Source organism: Sorangiineae bacterium MSr11367, assembly GCA_037157805.1.
GTDB classification, from domain to species: domain Bacteria; phylum Myxococcota_A; class Polyangia; order Polyangiales; family Polyangiaceae; genus Pendulispora; species Pendulispora rubella.
On record CP089983.1, the window covers coordinates 6,053,245 to 6,073,911 of the forward strand.

Genomic DNA, 20,667 nt, shown 5'->3' on the forward strand with positions numbered 1-20,667 from the left:
GTGAGGCAAATCGACGAGGTCGTACGATGCTGAGTGCTGGTGGTCGTGTCATCGACGTGGGCATGGTTCGAGCGCACGCGATGTCGCTCTCGCGTGAACATTTCATCCGTGAGTATCCCGGTTACTACCTGGTCGTAACGCCTCACCCCGAGGCGCTGAACATCGGTTATCGCACGGTGAACATGACCATCGAGAACGTGCGGCAGTCGAACTACGACAGCGCGTTCGACATCGTCCCCGTGACCAAGGCACCGCAAAATCCGTATCCTGACCGCGTGTCCGTCGGGCGCGCTACGAACTGCGATATCGTCCTTCGCGACGCATCCGTATCCAAACTTCACGCCCACTTCCACGATTTCGACAAAGGTCCGTTGCGCGTCATCGACCTCGGCTCGAGCAACGGTACCAAGGTGAACAACGCCCCCATCGAGGCGCAAAAATCCATGGTCCTCGAACCCGGCGACACCTTGCAAATCGGCGGCGCGAAAGCCCGCGTCGCGGACGGCGACGCGCTCTACGAGTTCTTGCGCTGAAGAGGATTGAACAGGAAGGGGGGAAGGCGGGAAGGGAAACAACGCGAATCCCACCGAGTGCCAAGGCTTTTTTTTGTTTTCAGTTGGCTTCGTGAGCCAAGTGAAAACCCAAACCAGCCTCGGTGCGCGGTGGGATTTGTGCCGTATCCCTTCCCGCCTTCCCCCCTTCCTGTTCAATCCTCTTCTGGATTTACTGGGAGAGTTAGAAAATTTCGGGGCACCAGGGGGCGCGGGCGGAGTGGAAGAGGAGAGTTAGAAAATTTCGGGGCACCAGGGGGCGCGGGCGGAGTGGAAGAGGAGATCGGCGCGGTGCAGGGCGCCGGGGGTGTGCTCGAGGATGCGGCCGGCGCGGGCCATTTGCGTGAAGGTGAAGCCGCCCAGGTAGGCCGAGCCGAGGGCGTTGACGTCGAGGGTGAGATCCGGCGCGCGATCCGTGGGGCGGGCAATGCCGTTCTCGAGGAGGTAGCGGCCCGTGTTGGACGGCACGAAGGCGTCGTTCACGTGGAAGACGATCGGCGGGCCCTCGTTGTATTTGCGCTGCGACAAAGCGGGGGCCACATCGAGAAGACGCACCCAGAGGTTGTCGGACATGCGCATGCGCATGTCGCGCGGGGCGGCCAAGAGGAAGAAGAGCGGATGATCCGGAGGGAGCAACGTCGCCTTGACGGTGGTCACCAGATCGATGTCGAACAGCCACCGCCAGAGCGCGCGCGTGGCGGCCGGCGAGTCGCCGATGGCCTCGACCACGTCCAGCGTGTTCACCAGGTGAAAGCCGTCGTAACCGGTCGCGGAGCGGTAAAACGCGTAGCCAGCGGGCTGGCCTTCCAGCTCGAGCACGATGCGCTGAAGGGGCGGACGGCCCGCGCGGATGCCATCGGGATCGCCCACCCGGCGACCGCGCCACCAGCCCTCCGAGCGACTGCACATGCCCGGCGAGACGGCGCGCACGCGGTCCCAGATCGACGCGAAGAGCGGGACGCTCTCGTCCTCGGTGACGTAGCGGATCTTCGCCCCAGGTCCCGCTTGCGGGCCGTCGACGAAGGCGGTGCCGTGGCGCGGAAGCTCGATGTCGCCGCCGAGGGAGGCCATGCCGAAGCCGTAGCGGCCATAAATGACCCCCTCGCTGGCATAGAGCGCCGAGATGACCTGCCCGCGCTTGCGGTTCTCCTCGAAGATGGCGCGCATCAGGCCCGTCAAAATGCCGCGCCGGCGGTGCGTGGGCAGCACGCCCACGTGGGTCAATCCGCCGATCTCGGGCGAGACGCCGCCGGGCACCGTCATATGGAACGAGAACGAGCCGCCGGCGCCGACGAGCATGTCCCCATCGAACGCGGCGAAGCGAACATCGTGCTCCGGCACCGAGGAACGCCCCAGGCGATCCGGATTGAACGGAAAGCCCATGGCTGTGGAAACGACGCGAACGTAATCGGAGATTTCATGCGCGGCGACCGCGCGGATCTCGAGGCTCACGTTCCGGTGATATCACGCTCGAGGACCATTTCGGGTCCCAGCGGCGGCGGCGAATCGCGAAATCCGAACTTCGCGTAAAGCCTTTGCGCGTCGCGCGTGTTGAGGCGAACTCGTCGGACATCGCGTACCGCCGGATGCGCCAACAAGAATGCCATGAGGGCTTGGGCCACGCCTTGGCCGCGCCAGTCGGGTCGCACGATGACGTCGTAGATCCACGCGATCTTCGCACCGTCGCTCAACACGCGGGCGGAGCCTACGAGCGCGCCCGCGTCCTCGAATGCGCCGACCCACACCGTGGAGCCGAGATGCGAACGCGCAACGGCATCCCTGGAGACGCCCTCGTTCCAATAGGTGCCCTCGAGCAGTGCGAGGGTCTCGGGAACCGCACGTTCATCGAGCCCGTCCACCAGGCGAATACCGTTTGGGATGCAGAAATCCGATGCAGCAGCACGATTAGGCATACCCCGTATCCTGAGACAAGAGAAAAGTGCACAACAGCCCCAAATCACCGATTTCCATCGGACAATTGGGCCAAGTACAGCATCTAGATTGACACACGTTCAGCGAACCCCATATGTTGTACCTCCCTTTTGAATCACCTGAACTTGCGAACAGGTATTTAGTAGGGCATAAGTCCCGACGAGGAGGAGTCGCACCATGTTGAGCGAGTACGTCGCGCCGGCGAAGGCGCGGGCGGTTGCGGAGCTGCGTCCGGCGTCAGCAGCGGCCCCCAACGAAGAGCCTGGGGGCGTCACCATGCGGGTCAAAAAGCGCAACGGTTCGACGGAGCCGGTCGATGTGAACAAGATCGTGCGTGCCGTGGGGCGGTGCTGCATCGGTCTGCACGACGTCGACCCGCTTCGGGTGGCGATGAAGACCATCAGTGGCCTCTACGACGGAGCCAGCACGCGCGAACTCGATCAGCTCTCGATTCAGACGGCGGCCGCGCTCATCGTGGAGGATCCGCACTACGCGAAGCTCGCGGCGAGGCTTCTGGCGACGTACATCGACAAGGAAGTTCGCAACCAAGAGATCCATGCGTTTTCGCAGTCGATTTCGACCGCGTACAAGCTCGGGCTCATCGGGGATCGTCTGCATGATTTCGTGATGCGCAACGCGCGCAAGCTCAACGACGCCATCGAGGCGGATCAGGATCTCCAGTTCGAGTACTTCGGATTGCGCACCGTCTACGATCGGTACCTCGTCAAGCATCCGAAGGAACGTCTCGTTCTGGAGACGCCGCAGCAGTTTTTCATGCGCATCGCCTGCGCGCTCTCGGAAACGGTGACCGAGGCCATCGAGCTGTATCGGCTGTTCTCGTCGCTCGAGTATTTGCCCAGCTCCCCCACCCTGTTCAATGCGGGCACGCGCCACGAGCAGCTGTCGAGCTGCTTCTTGCTCGACTCGCCGGGTGACCATCTGGAGGAGATTTACGCGAAGTACACGGACATCGCGATGCTCTCGAAATTCTCGGGCGGCATCGGCCTGGCGTACCACCGCGTGCGCTCGCGCGGTTCGCTCATCGAGAGCACCAACGGGCACTCCAACGGCATCGTGCCGTGGTTGAAGACGCTCGATGCCTCCGTGGCCGCGGTGAACCAAGGCGGCAAACGCAAGGGGGCCTGCTGCGTGTACCTCGAGCCCTGGCATGCGGACATCGAGGAGTTCCTCGAGCTGCGCGACAACACCGGCGACATCGCCGCGCGCACGCACAATTTGAACCTCGCCAATTGGATTCCCGACGCGTTCATGAAGCGGGTCGAGGCCGACGGCATCTGGAGCCTGTTCGACCCGAAGACGGTGCCCGATTTGCCGGATCTCTTCGGGGACGATTTCGAGCGCCGTTACGAAGAGGCGGAGGCCCAGGGGCTCGCGGTCAAGACGGTGAAGGCGCGCGAACTGTACGCGCGGATGATGCGAACCTTGGCGCAGACCGGCAATGGCTGGATGACCTTCAAGGACAAGTCGAACCGGGCGTGCAACCAGACCGCACTGCCCGGGCGCGTGGTGCACTTGTCGAACTTGTGCACGGAGATCCTCGAGGTGACGTCGCGCGAGGAGAGCGCGGTGTGCAACTTGGGGTCGATCAACTTGGCGCGCCACACGACGACCGACGCCAGCGGCACCGTGTCGTTCGACTACGACAAGCTGGCACGCACCGTTCGAGTTGCGGTGCGGCAGCTCGATCGGGTCATCGATTTGAATTTCTACCCCATTGGAGCGACCCAGCGGTCCAACCAGCGCTGGCGGCCGGTGGGACTCGGCCTCATGGGGCTGCAGGACGTGTTCTTTCAGATGCGCCTGCCCTTCGATTCGGCCGAGGCGCGCGAGATTTCGCGGCGCATCTCCGAGGAGGTGTACTTCCACGCCCTCACCACGTCGGTCGATCTCGCGGTCGAAAAAGGCAAGCACCCGTCCTTCGAGGAAACGCGTGCGGCGCGCGGGGAGCTTCAATTCGACGCGTGGGGGATCGAGCCGCACCAGCTGACCGATGCGGCGCGCTGGGAGGCGCTGCGCGCGCGCATTCGACGCGAAGGCATGCGCAATTCGCTGCTCGTGGCCATTGCGCCCACGGCGACGATTGCCAGCATTGCCGGTTGCTACGAGTGCATCGAGCCGCAGATTTCCAATTTGTTCAAGCGCGAGACGCTGTCGGGCGACTTCCTGCAGGTGAATCGGTATTTGGTGTCGCTTCTGAAGGAGTCGGGCATGTGGACGGAGGCGATGCGCTCGCGACTGAAGCTCTCCGAGGGCTCGGTGCAGGCCATCGAAGAGCTGCCCTCCGAGATGAGGATGCTCTTTCGCACGGCGTGGGAGGTCCCGATGCGTGCGCTCATCGACATGGCGGCCGACCGCGGAGCGTTCATCGACCAGAGTCAATCGCTCAACTTGTTCAGCGCGTCGCCGAACATCGGGCAGTTGTCGAGCATGTATTTCTATGCGTGGAAACGCGGGCTGAAGACGACGTACTACCTGCGTTCGCGACCGGCGACGCGCATCGCCAAGGCCACGGTGCCATCCGAGTCCGAGGCGGCGCCCGCATCGGTCATCGCGTGCTCGTTGGAGAATCCCGAGGCGTGCGAGGCGTGCCAGTGAGCGCCCAAAGGCCTGCGCGCATCCTCGACCCTGGGCTTTGCCTCACGTTGCGGCCAATGATTTACCCGGTGTTCTTCGAGATGTACCGGGATGCCATCAAGAACACGTGGACCGTGGAGGAGGTCGACTTCTCCACGGACACGGCCGATCTGCAGACGAAGATGACCGACGCCGAGCGGCACCTCGTGCAGCGGCTCATTGCCTTCTTCGCCACGGGCGACTCCATCGTAGCGAACAATCTGGTGCTCAATCTGTACAAGCATATCAACGCGCCCGAAGCCCGCATGTACCTCTCGCGGCAACTCTACGAAGAAGCGTTGCACGTGCAGTTTTACCTCACGCTGCTCGACACCTACGTGCCCGATCCCGACGCGCGCCATCGCGCCTTCGCCGCGGTGGAGAACATTCCGAGCATCCGCAAGAAGGCGGAGTTTTGCATGCGGTGGCTCGATGGGCTGCAGGAGATCGACCGGCTGCCCGCGGGGCCGGAGGGACGCGCGGCGCGGCAACGATTCCTGCTCAATGTGATTGCGTTTGCGGCGTGCATCGAAGGGCTCTTTTTCTTCGGCGCATTCGCGTACGTCTATTTCCTGCGCGCCCGCGGGCTGCTTCATGGGCTGGCCGCGGGGACGAATTGGGTCTTCCGCGACGAAAGCGCGCACATGGCCTTTGCCTTCGAGGTGGTGAAGACCGTACGCCGCGAGGAGCCGGAGCTGTGGGATGCCCCGCTGGAGGCATCCATTTACGCGATGCTCGACGAGGCCATCGATTGCGAGAGCCAGTTCGCCGAGGATCTCCTGGGATACGGCGTGGTGGGTCTCTCGGTGGCGAGCGTGCGCCAGTACCTGGAGTTCTGCGCGGACCAGCGTCTGTCGACTCTGGGTTTGCGCAAACGCTACGGCGTGAAGAATCCGTTTTCGTTCATGGCCCTGCAGGACGTGCAGGAGGTGACGAACTTCTTCGAACGCCGCGTGTCGGCCTACCAGGTCGGCATCACGGGCGAGGTCGTCCTCGACGCGGCGTTCTAGCTAGAAGCGGCCCTGCCAGGCGACACCGCCCGAGCGATGATCGAACCACGGCGTGATGCTGGCGCGATCGTTCTTCGCGGGCTCGCCGGGCTTGCCGACGAAGTACCAAATGAGGCCGCCGGCAATGGCGGCGAGGCCCACTCCGCCGACGACGACGCCCACGTTCACCAGCTTGGCGCCGTTCGAGGCGTCTTTGAAGACGGGCGACCCCGGGGCGGCGGAGCAGTCCTTCGACCAGTAGCTGCACTCGCTGGGAACTTTGCCGAGGCCGATGATGGCGATGACGCCGCCCGTCACCAGGGCGGCCGCACCGACGCCGGCCAGCACGATGGGGCCAACGCCCCGACTCGGCTTGTCGTCCTTCGGTTCCGTCTCTCCCTCGGTCGCAACCGGCGGCGCGACCGCGCCATTGGCGGGTGCCCCCAGATCCGGAAAGGTGCCGACGACGAGGCGTTCGCGCTCGCCTTGGTGCACGACGACCTTTTGCTCCACCTTCTTGTCGCCGTGCAAAAACTTGACGGTGTGCTCGCCCGGGTCGACGTCGAAGCTCTTTCCCTTGTCGAGCCGATCGGCGACCTGCACGTCGTCCACGAAGACGATGGTGTCGACCACGTCGTTGCCCCGGGCGTCGCGCGCGACGAAGGACACGCTGGGAACGGTGCGGGTCATCTCGTCGGCGAAGCGCGCGCAGTCTCCTTGAATGAGCGAAGGGCAACCGCTTTGTGCGCACTTGAGAAACAGCTCGCGCGCCTGGGACACTTTGCCCGTGTCGCGCAATGTCTGTCCGCGGCTATGCGCGTCGAGGCACTGCTCCTTGGTCATCGGATCGGCGGCGCGTGCTTCCGCGGCAAAGGCGGTGATGGCGGCAAACGCAAAACAAACGTGAATCGCACGTGTCATGACGAGGCAAATCCTCTCCCCTGATTCCTATCGATTCCCCTATCGGGGCGTAGGTCGGCTCCCCCTATCGGGGCGTACGTCGGTTCCCCCTCTCGGGGGCTACGTCGGTTCCCCCTCTCGGGGGTGTGGGGCGGCGGAGCCCCCCACAGACCTGTCAGATGCAGCCGGGCTTGTATAGCTTCTTCGTGCCTTCGAAGTAAAACGGGGGATCGCAGTTCGGTGTGCCGGAGGCCGCGGCGGATGCCGCCGGGGTGCCCGCCGACGATGCGGGAGGACGCTGCGAAGCCTTGGACGATGCGCTGGGACGTGCGGTCGGCGATCGGTAGCCCGGGTACTTGGGCACGCTCGCACTCACCTGCGAGGCCACCGGCGCACTCGCAACTGCACCCGCACCTGCGCTTCCACTTGCTTGCGCCGCCGGCGCAGAGGCCGACGCGGCAACCGGCGGCGGTGGTGCGGCCGCCGGCACGGGGGTCGGCGTTGGCACCGGGGCCGCCGCCACGGTTTCCGTGGCAACCGGCTGCGGCGGGGGCGGCGTCGCGGCCTCCGCCTGGATCCCAAAGCGCGGCTTCATGTAGACGAAGGCCACCACGGCCGCCGCAACGAGCGCGGCGCCGACGATCCACGGCCACTTGCGCCGCCCCTCCGACGGGGCGACCTCCGTTTTCGCCGTGCCGCTCGGCGTCTGCCGGATGCGAAGCCGCGGGCGACTTCCGCCCATGCTGTCGCGCGCGACCCCCGAGCTGTACTTCGCCGCACTGATCGTCGAGATGGCGGGCACGCTCGCGCGGATCGCCCCGAGGTACGTCTCCAACGTCTCGCGCCGCTCCGCGCGTTCGTCGGCGAACATATCGGCCACACGCGCCGACACGTCACGGACGGACACGGGCTCGCCCGCATTGCGAAGGTAGCGTTCCAGATCGGCCAGAAACTCGACCGCGGTCGCGTAGCGATCTTCCGGCTTCAAGGCGCGCGCCTTGTCGCAGATGCGCACCAGTTCCACCGGTGCGGTGGGCACTTCCTTGCCGAGCGAAGGGATCTGCCCCTGCGACAGAAGCGAGAGAACCTCTGCATCGGACTTCTGGTGCCACATGGGCGCGCCGGACACGGCCTCCCAGATCATCACGCCGATGGCGAAGAAGTCCGTGCGCACCGTGATGTCGCCGGTCAGCTGCTCCGGCGCCATATACCAGGGCTTGCCCTTGAAGACGCCGATGCGCGTCTTCACGCGGGAGTTCTTGGCCTTGGCGATCCCGAAGTCGAGCAGCTTGATTTGCCCGTCGTACGTGACGAACACATTCTCGGGGTTCACGTCGCGATGGATCAGGCCCATCGCGCTGCCGTCGAAGTCGGTGAGCGAATGAGCGTACTCGAGGGCGCGAAGCACCTCGCAGAGCACGCGCAGGTACATCTCCAGGGAGAACCCGAGATGTCGGGCCGAGAGCACCCGGGCCAGCGACTGTCCGCTCAAGTACTCCATGGCAATGAAGTGGCGATCGCCTTCACTGCCGACTTCGTAAGTGTGAACGATGTTCGGGTGATGTAGACGGGAGGCAACCCTCGCCTCCTCGTAAAACATCGCTAGAAAATCGGGATCACGGGCGAACTCCGGCTTGAGCTCCTTGAGGACCACCAGCTTGCTGAAGCTGCCGGGCCCTTGGGCCATTGCGATGTAGACATTCCCCATCCCCCCCTGCTCGAGATCGGCAATTAGCTGATACTTGCCGATCACGTGCTCGGAGGCCGTGCTTTCCGGCGGCATCGCACTCTCTCCCTCCACCTCGACGAGCCGTAGTTGCCGTCCACGATGATCTTTTATCATCACCCAACTCGGTCAAATGTAAATCGTTATGGCTGTACCTTCGCGCCAAAAATATGCATTACGGAAGGAACCATCGTCATTGATGAGCGTTCCCCAGACGCTCTTCGAATAGTTGTGGTCGGATGGTGAGAAGCCCGAACTGGTACCAAGGCCGATCTCTTCGCCCGCGCTCAGCCCCTCGAACGTATTGATGAGACTCTCCGAGGTGAACGCGCCCTTGTGCTGGAGCAGTCCGGCAATGAAGACACGCCCCGCGATGTAGCCCTCGAAGGACGTAAAGTTCCGCTTGGTCGGATCGCCCTTCGTTAGGTCGTTGTAGGTCTGGACCAGACTCACCTGGTCTTCTGCATAGTTCGGCACCACCTGCGACACGAGTACGTTCTTGGTGTACTTGGGGCCGAGTGCGCTGAGACGCTTGGCCAATGAATTGGGACCGACGAACGACACGTTGCTAAATACGATGGCGGCCCGCTTGTCGTAGGGGGCACTCCCCAGCACCGAATCCCGAATCGCTTTGATGAAGGCCTCGCCCACAGGGTAGGTATCGGTCATCAAGATGCCAAACGTGTGGTCGTTGGAATCGGCGTCGACGACACCCTTGATGTAGTTGATGACCTTCGTGGCCTCGTCCTTCGCCGAATTGACCGAGTCGCGCTGGTAGCGGCTGCGAAAGAGCGCCTCGGCGTTGGGCAATGGCGTGAGGCCTTCGCTCGGGATGGCCTGCAGCGCTCCGTACGCGTCGATCAAGCCTTGAAAGCCCGCCTGACCGTACGAGTCGAACTGATCGAAACTAATGAGATGTTTGTAATCTTTGATGTTGTGGTGCCGGACGAAGTACTCGAGCGTCGCGCGCGCCTCTTGGGCGTAACTCGCGCGCACGTTGAAGATGAACTTCTTGCACGCGGGTCCGGCGGTCTCGTCGCGGAGTAACAACTTCGCACCGGTGAAGGCACCGAAGAAGAGCGTCTGCGTTTCGAGGGCAATGGGCGCGAACCTCGCCATCGTCGGCGTGCCGACATTGCCGATGATGGCGAGCACCGCGTTCGAACCTCGATCGAGCCGCGTGGTGGACACGGGGTTCGTCCCCTCCGGGTACAATGCGGCGGTCTGCGGGTTCTTCGTCGTCGACTGGCAACGCGGAGTCTCCGCGACCGTTTGTACGTCCAGCAGCTCCCGCGCCTTCTGTTCGGCGGTGGCGGGATCGTAGCCGTCGTCCTCGAACTTGAGGATCAACTTACGCCCGCGGACGGCGCCGTGGTCGTTCTGATAGTCGAATGCGAGCTTGATGCCGTCGCGCATGCCGATGCCGAGGTCCTGGGCCGGACCATTGCCGACGGCCGAGATGCCAATGGTCAGCGGGGCTTGCTCGGGCAGCACGCACGCCGACGATGCACCGGTCTTGTTTCCGTCTTGGCCTGCGGAGGCACAGACCATGTTCGACCCGCAGTCGCCGTCGACCTTGCACTCACGGGCCGAAAACTCCGTCGAGCATCCGCCCGTGACGCCAGCCATTGATGCGGCGATTGCCGCCGGTGCTCCCACCAGAAACACCTTGGAGAAAAATTTCATCCAACCTGCCCCCTGCTCAAGTTATCGCCGCAGTTTCTGCGTTTGGCGTGCCGCGATTGCGACCCGCTCGACTCGATTCTCATGCCTCGATGATCCCTGATCTCGCGAAACAATTCGATGGGTTAGCGCTAGCAATCGAACAATAAAATCGTGAGGCTTTGAAACGTACAAATCCGCTACGGATGAGGCTACGTCGATCTGCGACAAGGTCAAGAGGCGTCGCGTCAACGACGTTGGATCTTTCGCACTGGTGGGAGCGAAAGGTCCTCCATCCAAGTTTCAGCATCCTCCGTGGCGCGCGCTAGCCCTCTTGTTTGCTCTTATGGCCTTTCTTATTCGGATATGGCGTGGTCACCGGAGTGACCGGCGCACGATGAGACTCCGCAAATGCCGGGCAAATTCGGTATTGTCTTGGTATCCGCGAAAAATTCCGGCGCCAGGCCCAATGGCACCGACCACCACGGGTTCGGTCGTGTGACCCGACGTCCCCCAATAGAAACCCGTTTGGCGTGACACCATGCGTGCGAGTGCGCCAGCAATGGCATCGCGCCGATCGCGCGCATCACGCCGCGGTCCTTCACTCGCCTCACCCGCATCCCCCGCGCGCCCGGCCTCCAGGATCGTACGGCGCAATTCGGGGTCCAGGACAAAGCCTGGAAAGTGCATGGCCAACATGGAGTCCAGGGTTTCCGCGGCTGACGCGGCGGGCGCACTGGCAACCTTGTCCGCCGCGACCTCGAGCGACAGCGAGATGCGGTCGATGAGGCGAAGTTCCGTATCGCCCGGGACGATGCGCGCATTCGACCGGGCGGCGCGCGCGGTGGTGACACTCAGTCCCCCCGTCTCGTGGTCGCCGGTGACAATCACCAGGGTGTCGGGGTGTTGCCTTTGGAACTCGAGGGCGACGGCCACGGCGTCGTCGAAATCCCAGAGGGCGTGCATTAATCCGGCAATGTCGTTCGCATGGCCGGCATTGTCGGTGCCTTCGTTCTCCACGAAGAGTAAAAACCCGCGATCTCCCTGCGAAAGCACGCTCAACGCGGCACGTTCACGCTCGGCGACGGTGGGCCGGTCGACGAAAGACTCCGGCGACTCGGGAAAGAGGCCGAGCAGACGCGATGCCCCGAGATGGCGCAGGTCATCGGGCTGCTGCACCACGCGGTAGCCTTTGGCGGTGAAGGCGGCGATGACGTCTGCGCCGTCGTTCCGCTTTCCTTGGGGCGCTGGGAGGAAGTAATCGGCGCCGCCGCCCATGAGGACGTCCGGCTCGAAGGCGCGGTACTGGTCCACGATGGTTTGAAAGGCGCGCCGATCGTTGGCGTGCACGCTGAAGCCCGCGGGCGATGCATCGTAAATGGCGGTGGTGGTGACCAGGCCGGTGCGCAAGCCGGCGGCCTTCGCCGTCTCCATCATGGTGGGGAGCGGTTTGCCGTCGGGCGTGACGCTGAGCATGAAGTTGTGCGTCTTTTCCCCCGTCGACATGGCGGTGGCCGCGGCCGCGGAGTCGGTCACCATGCCGGTGGCCGAGCAGGTGCTCATCAATCCGAGGGTGCCCTGCCGGAAGACCACGTCGGTCACGAGAAACGGGCGCTTGCGCAGATGTTCGCTGGTGTAGCGGCCGAACTCCCACTGGGTGGACGCGGTTCCGTCCGCGAAGAGAACAATGACGTTCTTTGGAAAGGCCGACGGCGCCGCAACCGACGCGGCCGGCGAGACCTTCGATGTGGGCGCGCACGCCGTGCAGACTGCGATGGCAACCGCGACGAAAAAGCCCCGTTTCATGTGCCTCACAGGATGGTGCTTCTCGGCCCCGAGAGCGAATTGAAACTTCACAGGGCAGTTCATTCAATTTTTCGATGGCTTCGAGGCATGTCGATTGGTTTCTTCGAGCTGAAGTACGACCTCCGCCCAGGGAGTGTCAGATGCAGCCTGGACCACTTTTTGTGGACTGGTAGTCGACAGTGGATCGCCAGACCACGCATCCCCTGGCTTTTTTTCCGCCACTTCAAACCTGCCCGGTGCGTGGCGCGAACGGTACCGGCGTTGCAGTACAGCCCGTCGCAACACTCCACGCAGCACGCGACAGCACAAAACAGGACAGGTGCCGATTGAAGACGACAACGCTGGTCTGGAGCATTCTGGGAGCGGCCGCTCTGGCATGGGGCGGCGTGGGATGCGCAGGGGCCGAGTCGCGGGACGATTCCGGCTCGGGGGATACCGCGGGCGAAACGGGCGAGATGTCCGAGGAGGCGCTGACGCAGGCCGTGGGCTCGGCGGCGTTTCTGCCGAAGGGAAATGCGAGGAGCATCCTTCGCGGCGCGGCGCTCTTTTTCTTCGAGTTCCCCGGCGTCAAAGGAAACGGGCGGGCCTGCGCGACGTGCCACCGGCCGGAGGATGCGTTCGGCCTGTCGCCCGCGTCGGCGGAGGCCCTCTACCGCAAGACGAATGGGCGCGATCCGCTGTTCAAGCCGATCGATGCGGACGACGGCAAGAACGACTACACGAGCCTTCGCACGAAGGGTCTCATCCGCGTCACCTTGAAGCTGCCGCCGAACGTGCACCTGGCCGACGATCCCGCGGCGACCTCGGTGACGGTGCTTCGCGGTGTGCCGCCGGTGTTGAACATCGGCCTCACGGCGCCGTACCAGCAGGACGGGCGGCAACCGAATCTGGAATCGCAGGCACTGGGTGCGCTGCACGACCATTCGCAGATCCAGCGCGAGCCCGGGGCGAGGCTGCTGTCCGATGTGGCGGAGTTCCAGAAGGTGCTCTTTTCGTCGCCGGGGATGTACCTGGTGGCGCGAGCGCTCGAGAAGGGCGAGACGCCGCCGGATCCGGATCCGCCGCTGAATGCGCTGGAGCAAGAGGGCAAGACGCTCTTCACGAACAAGTGTTCCTCGCTCTGTCATAGCGGGGCGACGGGAACCGGCTCGAACATTGGGTTCGGGCAGGCGCAAAACCTCTTCGTCTCGGGACCGCGGCCGCCGGAGGTACCTTTCGGCTTCAAGCCCAGCACACTCCCGGTGCGGCCGTACATCTTCACCTTGCCCGATGGGAGCATCGCCCCCTGCCCGCTCACGCAAAAGAAAGAGCCCTGCCCCAGCACCGATCCGGGCGTTGCGCTCATCAGCGGTAAAATCGAAGATTTCAATTCGTTCGATATTCCGCAGTTGCGCGGATTGCGCTTTACCGCACCGTACTTCCACGACAACAGCGCCGCCACCTTGGAGGAAATGCTGCAGCATTACACGGCGCTGATGGAGTTCCTCAATGCCGTGGGTGCCCCGGGCATTCCGCACCTTCCGCCGTCGGACTATCCGGCGATGCTCGCGTACTTGAAGAAGATGTAGCGAGACGAGGACTGGACCTGGCTAGAGCAGGTGCTTGCGGATCAAGCGATAGAGGTACGTGCGGTCGACACCGGCCGCACGGGCCGCGTTGGAGACGTTGCGGCCGTGCCGAGCGAGAAGGCGGCGGACGTATTCGCGTTCGCCGGTGTCGCCCCAGGTTTCGCGGAATCGCTTGAAGTCGGCGTCGAAGATGGCTGGGTCGAAGTCGGCCACGCCGGGCCATGCGGCGGCCGCGTTGGTGGCGGGCGGCGGAAGCGACGGTGACGGGACGCCTTCGCCGGCGGTGTCGCTCAGGGAAAGCGCCACCTGGGCGCCCATGACGGCGGCGCGGTGCACGAAGTTGCGAAGGGCGCGCACGTTGCCGAGCCAAGGGCGCTTGGTGAGCTGGGCCACGATTTCCGGGCTGGCGGCGACGCCGGGCGGAAGAAAGCGCTCGACGAGCAGGGGCACGTCGTCCAAGTGCTCGCGAAGCGGCGGCACGCTGACGGGGAGGACCGCGAGGCGGAAGTAGAGGTCCTCGCGGAAGTCACCGGCGTTGACCATCGTGCGCAGATCCCGGTGGGTCGCCGAAAGGAAGCGCACGTTCACCTTGCGGCGCGAGGTCTCGCCCACGCGACGGATGGTGCTCGACTCGAGCGCGCGCAAAAGACGCGGCTGGACGGACATGGGCAAGTCGCCAATCTCGTCGAGGAAGAGCGTGCCACCGTCGGCGGCCTCGATGGCGCCCGTGCGGGCGGTGATGGCCCCGGTGAAGGCGCCCTTGGCGTGGCCAAAGAGTTCACTTTCGATGAGGCTCTCGGGGAGCGCGGCGCAGTCGACGATGACGAACGGCTTGTCCGCGCGGGGTGACGCCTCGTGGATGGCCTGGGCGACCAGCTCTTTGCCGGTGCCGGTTTCGCCCTGGATGAAAACGGGCGAGTCGGCCTTGGCGATGTTCGACAAATAGGCGAACAAGGCTCGCATGACCGGGGTGCGGCCCACCAAGGGGCCGAAGCTTTCCTCGGGCCAGAGCTCGGGCGGCTGTTGCTCGCCGTCGTAGACCACCGTGAGCTCGGTCACGCCGAGTTTCACCTTGCTGCCGTCGGCGACGCGGGCCCGCGAGACGAGGACGCCCTCGACGAAGGTACCGTTGCGGCTACCGAGATCGCGGATCCAAACGCCGTCCTCGCGGAGCTCGATTTCCGCGTGGAGGCGGGACACCGTGGTGTCGGTGATGACCACCGAGACGCCGCTCGCGGAGCCGAGGAGCGTCGAGGGCATGGTCAGCTTGACCTTGTGTTGCCCGCGCAGGTCTCGCCACATCAGGTGAGGACAGGGGGCAGCCTTGGCGAGTGGCTCGAATGTTTGGACCTTGGTGGGCTCGCCCCCGGGTGGAACTGCGTGTCGCATGAACGGAACAGCCTGCATCATGTTCTGTCCGAAGCGATGCCGCAAGAGTCCACATTGACGCACGATGCCAGGCGGCGATGATGGCACCATGCACCTCTCGCCGCGCGACATCGACAAGCTCGTCCTGCACCAAGCCGGTTTCCTCGCGCAGAAGCGCCTCGCACGCGGAACGCGCCTCAACTACCCGGAGGCGGTCGCCCTGCTTGCCACCCAGCTGCTCGAATGGATCCGCGATGGGCGCTCGGTGGCCGAGCTGATGGACCTCGGGCGCCGCGTGCTGGGGCGCCGCCAGGTGCTCGCCAGCGTTCCCGAGATGATCCACGAGGTGCAAGTCGAGGGGACGTTCCTCGATGGAACCAAGTTGGTGACCGTGCACGATCCCATCGTGCTCGACGATGGCGATCTGTCGCTGGCCCTCTACGGGAGCTTCTTGCCCCTGCCCGACCTGGCCATCTTCGGCGAGGACGGAGCAGCCGAGACGAAGCCCGGCGAAATCGAGGTGGCCCCTGGCGAGCTCGATCTGTACGCAGGGCGCAAGCGCACGACGATCACCGTGACCAGCCGCGGCGATCGGCCGATTCAGGTGGGGAGTCACTATCCGTTCGCGAAAACCAACGCCGCCTTGGACTTCGATCGCGCAGCCGCCGAAGGAAAGCACCTGGACGTGCCCGCCGGGACGGCCGTGCGCTTCGAGCCCGGCGAGACACGCACCGTCACGTTGGTCGAGGGGAATGAGGGTTTAGGGTTTAGGGTTTAGGGAAGAACGAGATTGGTGAGGGGGTTATGGGCGAACGCTCTCTCCCCTCAATCTCTTCTCTCGCCCTAATCCGTAATCCCTTCTTCTCTCTTCTCTCCCCCTAAACCCTAAACCCTACCCCCTAAACCCTCTATTCCGGCGCGATCCACACCTCGACGCGGCGGTTTCGCTCGCGGCCGGATTCGTCTGCGTTGGAGGCGACGGCCATCTCGGCGCCGAAACCGTCGATCTGGGCGGGGTGCACGCCGCGGGCGGCGAGCTCCTCGCCCACGGCCTTGGCGCGCTCGCGCGAGAGTAGGAGGTTCTGTGCGGGGTTGCCGACGCCGTCGGAGAAGCCGAGAAGCAGGACGCGGGCGCCCGGTTGGCCGTTCAAGAAGGCGACGACGCGGTCGAGATCGCGTGTGCCGCGGCTGTCCAGTTCTTTGGTGCCGCTGCGGAAGCGAAAGTCGAGCGAGAGGCGGCGGGCGCGCTTGATGGCGGCCACGTAGCGCGCGGAGCATCGCTTCTCGCAGGCCTCTGGATCGTGAACGCGGACGTTGAGATCGACGAAGCCGGTCGTGCGGGCGGTGTTCTGGCCATCCGCGGAGAGGGCGAAGGTGATGAGCTCGCGGGTGAGCGGGCTCGAAGGGCGTGCCGCCGTGTAGAAGTAGAGACGCCGCGAGAGCATGTAGCCCTCGGTGGTGACCGTGAAGGGCGAAGGAAACATCGGCGGCGCGCCGCGATCGGAGACGGCGAGGGCGGTGGCCGAGCGGATGTAGGCGAGACCGATGAAGCCGATGCCACCGGGCTCGTTGGCCACGGCGTCCGAGAGGGCGTCGCTGTCGGCGAAGCGCTTCGCCGCGCCGACGAGTTTCTCCTTGCCCAGGATGAAATGCTTGAACGTGTCGTAGGTGCCCGAGGCATCGTCCCGCGCGAAGACGCTGATGGGTCCCGCCGCCGCGCCGAGCTCGGACCAATCGTGCGCGGTGCCGGTGAAGATGCGGCGGAGTTGATCGGCATCGAGGGAGCGCACGGTGTTGTTCGGGTGGACGACCACCGCGATGCCGTCGAGGGCGATGACGTGCTCGTTGGCGGGCGAGCGCATTTCGCCGAGGCCCTTTTGCGCGAGCAGCGCAACCTCGTCGTCGTGGATGGACCGCGAGGACATGCCCACGTCGCACGCACCGTTGGCCAGGCCGGTGAACGCGGTGGCGCTTCCCTCCGCCTCGATGGAGACCACCTGCGGGCGCTCATCGCCGCGCGCGGCGCGGACGTCCACGGATGAAGGCTTTTTCCCGGGTCCGCGCGCGATTTGGGCGAAGCCCTTCTTCTTGAAGTACGCCTCGACCAGCGCAGGCGCGAGCTCGGCGCCAATGGTGTTGGAGCCGCACAACCGCAGCACGCGCTCTTCGTTCCCCGCAGCATCGCGTTGGGAGGCGATCTGCGCACCGGCGGTCTCGGGCTTCGCGCGGAGGTTGTGCGCCACCACCACGCCGGTGGCGCCGGCGGCCAGCGCCAAGGTGATGCCCGCTAGGATCAAACCGAGCCGGCGGCGCGTGGCCGCGTCCCGACTGCGCTTCGCCTCGGCGCGCACGGTCGAATAAATGGGATGGCTCGTCGAGTGCGGGGTGGCCTGCGACGACGACGGGCCGAGGACCAAGGTGGGTACGGAGTCGATGTTCCGCGGCGCATCCCCATCTTGAACGCGCATGCACTCGACGATGCGATCGCGAACGGCGGTGCGCTCCTTCTCGAAGAGATGCGCGACCCACTCGCCCACCCGGTCGCGCGGCGTCGGGTGGATGCCCGCGTGATCGAAGAACGTCTGCAAGGCGGCGCGCATCTCGGCCGCCGATTCGAAGCGGCCGTCGGGGTCCTTCTGCAGGGCGCGCGCGCACACCGCATCGAGGATCGGGTGCACGTCGGGGTTGACGCTGGAGAGGAGCGGGATGTCCTCGAGCAGCAGCTTGTGCATCGCCTCCATGGGCGTCTCGGCCCGAAAGAGACGCCGCTGGGCGAGCAGCTCCCAGAGCACGATGCCGGTGGCGAACACGTCGGCGCGGCGGTCGATGGGATCGCCACGCACCTGCTCCGGCGCCGTGTAGGATGGCTTGCCCTTGAACGTACCGGCCTGCGTCGCGGTGTTGCTCAAGTTGGTGCGCGCGATGCCGAAGTCGACCAGCTTGACCTCGCCATCGTAGGTGACGAACACGTTCTGCGGGCTGATGTCGCGATGGACGATGCCGAGCGGCGTGCCGTCGAAGTCGCGCAGGTCGTGGGCGTACTGGAGGCCGCTGAGCACGTCCATGATGATCTGAACGGCGATCGGCGCAGAGACCGGTGCGTTGGCCTTCGCGGCCACGGTGGCGAGTCGCCCGAGCGGTTGCCCCTCGAGGTACTCCATCGCCATGAAGTGCTGCCCATCGTGCGCGCCCACTTCGAGCGTCTGCACCACGTTGGGGTGGCGAAGGCGCGCGGCGAGGCGCGCTTCATCGAGCAACATCGCGCGGTACGTGTCCTCTTCGGCCACGTCCGCGCGGAGCTTCTTCACGACGACCAGCTTGCGGAATCCGACCGGACCACTTTGCAGCGCCAGGTAGACGTCCGCCATCCCCCCGCGCCCCAGCGTGGCGATGAATCGATATTTGCCAAAGTGCGCGGACGACCCCACAGAGCCGGCTTATACCGAATCAGAGATGTCGTCCGTGTGACGCTTACGTCACGAGTCCCCTGTCTCTCGTCTTATCTCTTCACGATCCGATCCAATGTCGGAGGCGTGAGCGGATCGTGCGCCGTGAGGTACGCCGTGAGCGCGTCGATGTCGACGATGGTGCCGTCGGGGCCGGCATTCGTCACCTCGGTGCCCTGCTTGAACACCGTGAATCCATCGCCACCGGCCGCGACGAAGTTGTTCGTCACGACGCGGTACGATTGATCGAGCACCATGGCTGCGCCGGCGATCTGGATCGAGGACACGTCCACCGTCGTGCCGGTGTACGTGTACTTGATGCCGGCAACCTGGAGGAAACGCGCCGGGGTCACGTTGAACTGCTGCTGCAGGATGTCGCGGATCTGCGCACCCGTGAGCGTCATGGTGACGAGGTAGTTGCCAAACGGCTGCGAGGTGAACGCCTGAGCGTACGTGACCGGGCTCGGCTTGCTGGCCGAGCAGTCGTTGGCCGCGCACGGAATGTCCGAGCGAATGCCGCCCGGGTTCATGAAGGCGACCTTGGCCAGCAAGCCCGGCTTTTGCGCCGCGGCCAGCATGGCGTCGGCGATGACGTCGCCGAGGTTCGACTCCCCGCTCTGGACGCGCGTGAGCGGGCCGGTGATGCGCCCGATGACTTTGTTCGCACGAGGCGCGGCGAGCTCCGTGTACTTTGCAACGATTCCCTGCACCGTCGGATCGGGCGCGATGTCGCGCGTGACGGCGTGGTTCTTCGCCGTCTTGGCGGTGACCTTGTGCTGCGCCGGGTCGATGGTGAGCTCGATCTGGGTGACCACGCGGCCGAACGATGCGGCGCTGGTGACGAGCTTCCCGCCGAGGGTGCAGTTGTACGGCTGGTGCGAGTGCGCGCTGAGCACCACGTCGATCGCCGGGTCCAACTTGGTGGCGATATCGGCAATGACGCCGCTGTTGATACCGCACCCGTCGTAGGTGGTGCCGTCGGTGGGGATGTTGCCCTGATGGAGCAGCACGACGATGGCGCTGACGTTCTCCTTCTTGATCTCGGGCAGCAGCGCATTCACCGTCGCGACCTCGTCGTCGAAGGTGAGGCCGGCGATCGCGCTCGGGATGGTGACCGAGGGCGTATCCTTCAGGGTCATCCCGATGAAGGCGACCTTGACGCTGCCGAAGTCCTTGATGGCGTAGGGCGGAAAGACCGTCTTGTCCTTCGCCACGTCGACGTTCGCCGCAAGGTACTGAAAGCTGGCGCCCGGATAGTCGGCCGCGCCGCCGGCGCATTCGTCGGGGTGGCAGCCTCCGTACTGGAGGCGGCGCAGCTCGGGCACGCCGTGGTCGAACTCGTGGTTGCCGACGCCGTTGAAATCGAGCCCGATGGCGTTCATCACGTGGACGGCCGGCTCGTCGTGGAACAGCGCCGAAACGAGAGGACTCGCCCCCGTCAGGTCGCCCGAGGAGACGATGGCCGTGTTCGGGTTCGCCGCTTTGAGCTTGGCGATGTGCGCGGCCAGGTAGGCAGCACCGCCCGCGGGCACGTCGTTGATGGTACCACCGTCGCGCGGCTTGGCGCCGGCGTCGGGACCGATCTCCGGATCGCCGGGTGCGGCGGGGATGATACCGCCGCTTCCCACCGGCGGATCGAGGTTGCCGTGGAAATCGTTGATGCCGAGAATCTGCACTTTGACGGGGGACGCGGCATCAGCTTGCACGTCGGCCGCGTGGTCGGTCGTCGCGTCCACCCCGTTGTTGTTCAACAGGGTGTCGTCCCCCGTGCAGGAAGAGATGACGAAAGGAACGCTCGCCGCGGCGAGGAGAGGTAAGAGGACCAGAATCGATCGTCGAAGACGCATGCTTGCCCCGTAACGAAAACCGGTGACGAACCCACGTCAGCCGAGCGTCCATCTCGTAGCATACTTTCGCCATCCGCCACGTTGTATGCTGGGTCCGTGCTACGAACCTTTCCGATCGCGCCCTCCTTGTTTTTGTCTGCTCTCACTGCTCTTTCTTGCAGTTCAGCATGTGGCTGTCTTGGCCGAGAACGCGAGAAAGTCGAGGCGCCGCCCCCCGCGACATCGACAGGTACAGCGT

The 20,667-nt window shown here is 64.7% G+C and carries 14 protein-coding genes; 5 read left to right on the top strand and 9 right to left on the bottom strand.

Annotated features, from left to right (window positions below; translation table 11 throughout):
* The first annotated feature begins 26 nt into the window (after positions 1 to 26).
* Entirely contained in the window at positions 27 to 533 is a 507-nt protein-coding gene (locus tag LVJ94_23085; GenBank protein WXB10099.1) for an FHA domain-containing protein, read from the top strand.
* 252 nt (positions 534 to 785) lie between these two features.
* Here the strand turns inward: LVJ94_23085 and LVJ94_23090 are convergent, their stop codons facing one another.
* Together LVJ94_23090 and LVJ94_23095 are read right to left on the bottom strand one after the other, a co-directional pair.
* A complete protein-coding gene (locus tag LVJ94_23090) occupies positions 786 to 2,003 on the bottom strand; it encodes a GNAT family N-acetyltransferase (GenBank protein WXB10100.1) in 1,218 nt (405 codons plus the stop codon).
* Positions 2,000 to 2,464 (bottom strand): GNAT family N-acetyltransferase, encoded by a 465-nt coding sequence (locus LVJ94_23095; protein WXB10101.1) that lies wholly within the window; start codon positions 2,462 to 2,464, stop codon positions 2,000 to 2,002. Before LVJ94_23095 ends, LVJ94_23090 begins: the two co-directional genes overlap by 4 nt.
* A gap of 295 nt (positions 2,465 to 2,759) precedes the next feature.
* On the opposite strand from LVJ94_23095, the gene LVJ94_23100 reads away from it, so the two are divergent.
* Both LVJ94_23100 and LVJ94_23105 read left to right on the top strand, forming a co-directional pair.
* Entirely contained in the window at positions 2,760 to 5,099 is a 2,340-nt protein-coding gene (locus LVJ94_23100; GenBank protein WXB10745.1) for a ribonucleoside-diphosphate reductase subunit alpha, read from the top strand.
* Positions 5,096 to 6,127, top strand: a complete 1,032-nt coding sequence (locus LVJ94_23105) for a ribonucleotide-diphosphate reductase subunit beta (GenBank protein WXB10102.1) — start codon at positions 5,096 to 5,098, stop codon at positions 6,125 to 6,127. Before LVJ94_23100 ends, LVJ94_23105 begins: the two co-directional genes overlap by 4 nt.
* Here the strand turns inward: LVJ94_23105 and LVJ94_23110 are convergent, their stop codons facing one another.
* The 4 genes from LVJ94_23110 to LVJ94_23125 all read right to left on the bottom strand — a co-directional run bounded on the left by LVJ94_23110 (position 6,128) and on the right by LVJ94_23125 (position 12,200).
* On the bottom strand, positions 6,128 to 7,027 hold the full coding sequence (locus LVJ94_23110; protein ID WXB10103.1) for a hypothetical protein: 900 nt from the start codon (positions 7,025 to 7,027) through the stop codon (positions 6,128 to 6,130). It lies immediately after the preceding gene.
* A gap of 154 nt (positions 7,028 to 7,181) precedes the next feature.
* Positions 7,182 to 8,789, bottom strand: a complete 1,608-nt coding sequence (locus tag LVJ94_23115) for a serine/threonine protein kinase (protein ID WXB10104.1) — start codon at positions 8,787 to 8,789, stop codon at positions 7,182 to 7,184.
* 72 nt (positions 8,790 to 8,861) lie between these two features.
* Complete coding sequence (locus LVJ94_23120; GenBank protein ID WXB10105.1) at positions 8,862 to 10,418, bottom strand: ABC transporter substrate-binding protein; 1,557 nt, start codon at positions 10,416 to 10,418, stop codon at positions 8,862 to 8,864.
* A gap of 351 nt (positions 10,419 to 10,769) precedes the next feature.
* A complete protein-coding gene (locus tag LVJ94_23125) occupies positions 10,770 to 12,200 on the bottom strand; it encodes an alkaline phosphatase (GenBank protein ID WXB10106.1) in 1,431 nt (476 codons plus the stop codon).
* 326 nt (positions 12,201 to 12,526) lie between these two features.
* Here LVJ94_23125 and LVJ94_23130 point away from each other — a divergent pair, with 326 nt between their 5' ends.
* Complete coding sequence (locus LVJ94_23130; GenBank protein ID WXB10107.1) at positions 12,527 to 13,768, top strand: hypothetical protein; 1,242 nt, start codon at positions 12,527 to 12,529, stop codon at positions 13,766 to 13,768.
* Between the two features lie 21 nt (positions 13,769 to 13,789).
* Here the strand turns inward: LVJ94_23130 and LVJ94_23135 are convergent, their stop codons facing one another.
* On the bottom strand, positions 13,790 to 15,157 hold the full coding sequence (locus LVJ94_23135) for a sigma 54-interacting transcriptional regulator (GenBank protein ID WXB10108.1): 1,368 nt from the start codon (positions 15,155 to 15,157) through the stop codon (positions 13,790 to 13,792).
* A gap of 88 nt (positions 15,158 to 15,245) precedes the next feature.
* Between LVJ94_23135 and LVJ94_23140 the strand changes: the two genes are divergently transcribed.
* Positions 15,246 to 15,914 carry an urease subunit gamma gene (locus LVJ94_23140; GenBank protein ID WXB10109.1) on the top strand — a complete coding sequence of 223 codons (669 nt, stop codon included), beginning with the start codon at positions 15,246 to 15,248 and terminating at the stop codon, positions 15,912 to 15,914.
* 130 nt (positions 15,915 to 16,044) lie between these two features.
* On the opposite strand, the gene LVJ94_23145 is transcribed toward LVJ94_23140, so the two are convergent.
* Positions 16,045 to 18,564, bottom strand: a complete 2,520-nt coding sequence (locus LVJ94_23145) for a protein kinase (protein ID WXB10110.1) — start codon at positions 18,562 to 18,564, stop codon at positions 16,045 to 16,047.
* Between the two features lie 71 nt (positions 18,565 to 18,635).
* Positions 18,636 to 20,429: a bifunctional metallophosphatase/5'-nucleotidase gene (locus LVJ94_23150; protein ID WXB10111.1), complete on the bottom strand. Its 1,794-nt coding sequence runs from the start codon at positions 20,427 to 20,429 to the stop codon at positions 18,636 to 18,638.
* Positions 20,430 to 20,667 lie beyond the last annotated feature (238 nt).

What these genes read in the sequence shown, in the direction of transcription:
- LVJ94_23085 (WXB10099.1), top strand. Translation starts at nt 27, where the DNA reads ATGCTGAGTGCTGGTGGTCGTGTCATCGACGTGGGCATGGTTCGAGCG.
- LVJ94_23095 (WXB10101.1), bottom strand. Translation starts at nt 2,464, where the DNA reads ATGCCTAATCGTGCTGCTGCATCGGATTTCTGCATCCCAAACGGTATT.
- LVJ94_23100 (WXB10745.1), top strand. Translation starts at nt 2,760, where the DNA reads ATGCGGGTCAAAAAGCGCAACGGTTCGACGGAGCCGGTCGATGTGAAC.
- LVJ94_23110 (WXB10103.1), bottom strand. Translation starts at nt 7,027, where the DNA reads ATGACACGTGCGATTCACGTTTGTTTTGCGTTTGCCGCCATCACCGCC.
- LVJ94_23115 (WXB10104.1), bottom strand. Translation starts at nt 8,789, where the DNA reads ATGCCGCCGGAAAGCACGGCCTCCGAGCACGTGATCGGCAAGTATCAG.
- LVJ94_23120 (WXB10105.1), bottom strand. Translation starts at nt 10,418, where the DNA reads ATGAAATTTTTCTCCAAGGTGTTTCTGGTGGGAGCACCGGCGGCAATC.
- LVJ94_23125 (WXB10106.1), bottom strand. Translation starts at nt 12,200, where the DNA reads ATGAAACGGGGCTTTTTCGTCGCGGTTGCCATCGCAGTCTGCACGGCG.
- LVJ94_23135 (WXB10108.1), bottom strand. Translation starts at nt 15,157, where the DNA reads ATGCGACACGCAGTTCCACCCGGGGGCGAGCCCACCAAGGTCCAAACA.
- LVJ94_23140 (WXB10109.1), top strand. Translation starts at nt 15,246, where the DNA reads ATGCACCTCTCGCCGCGCGACATCGACAAGCTCGTCCTGCACCAAGCC.
- LVJ94_23150 (WXB10111.1), bottom strand. Translation starts at nt 20,429, where the DNA reads ATGCGTCTTCGACGATCGATTCTGGTCCTCTTACCTCTCCTCGCCGCG.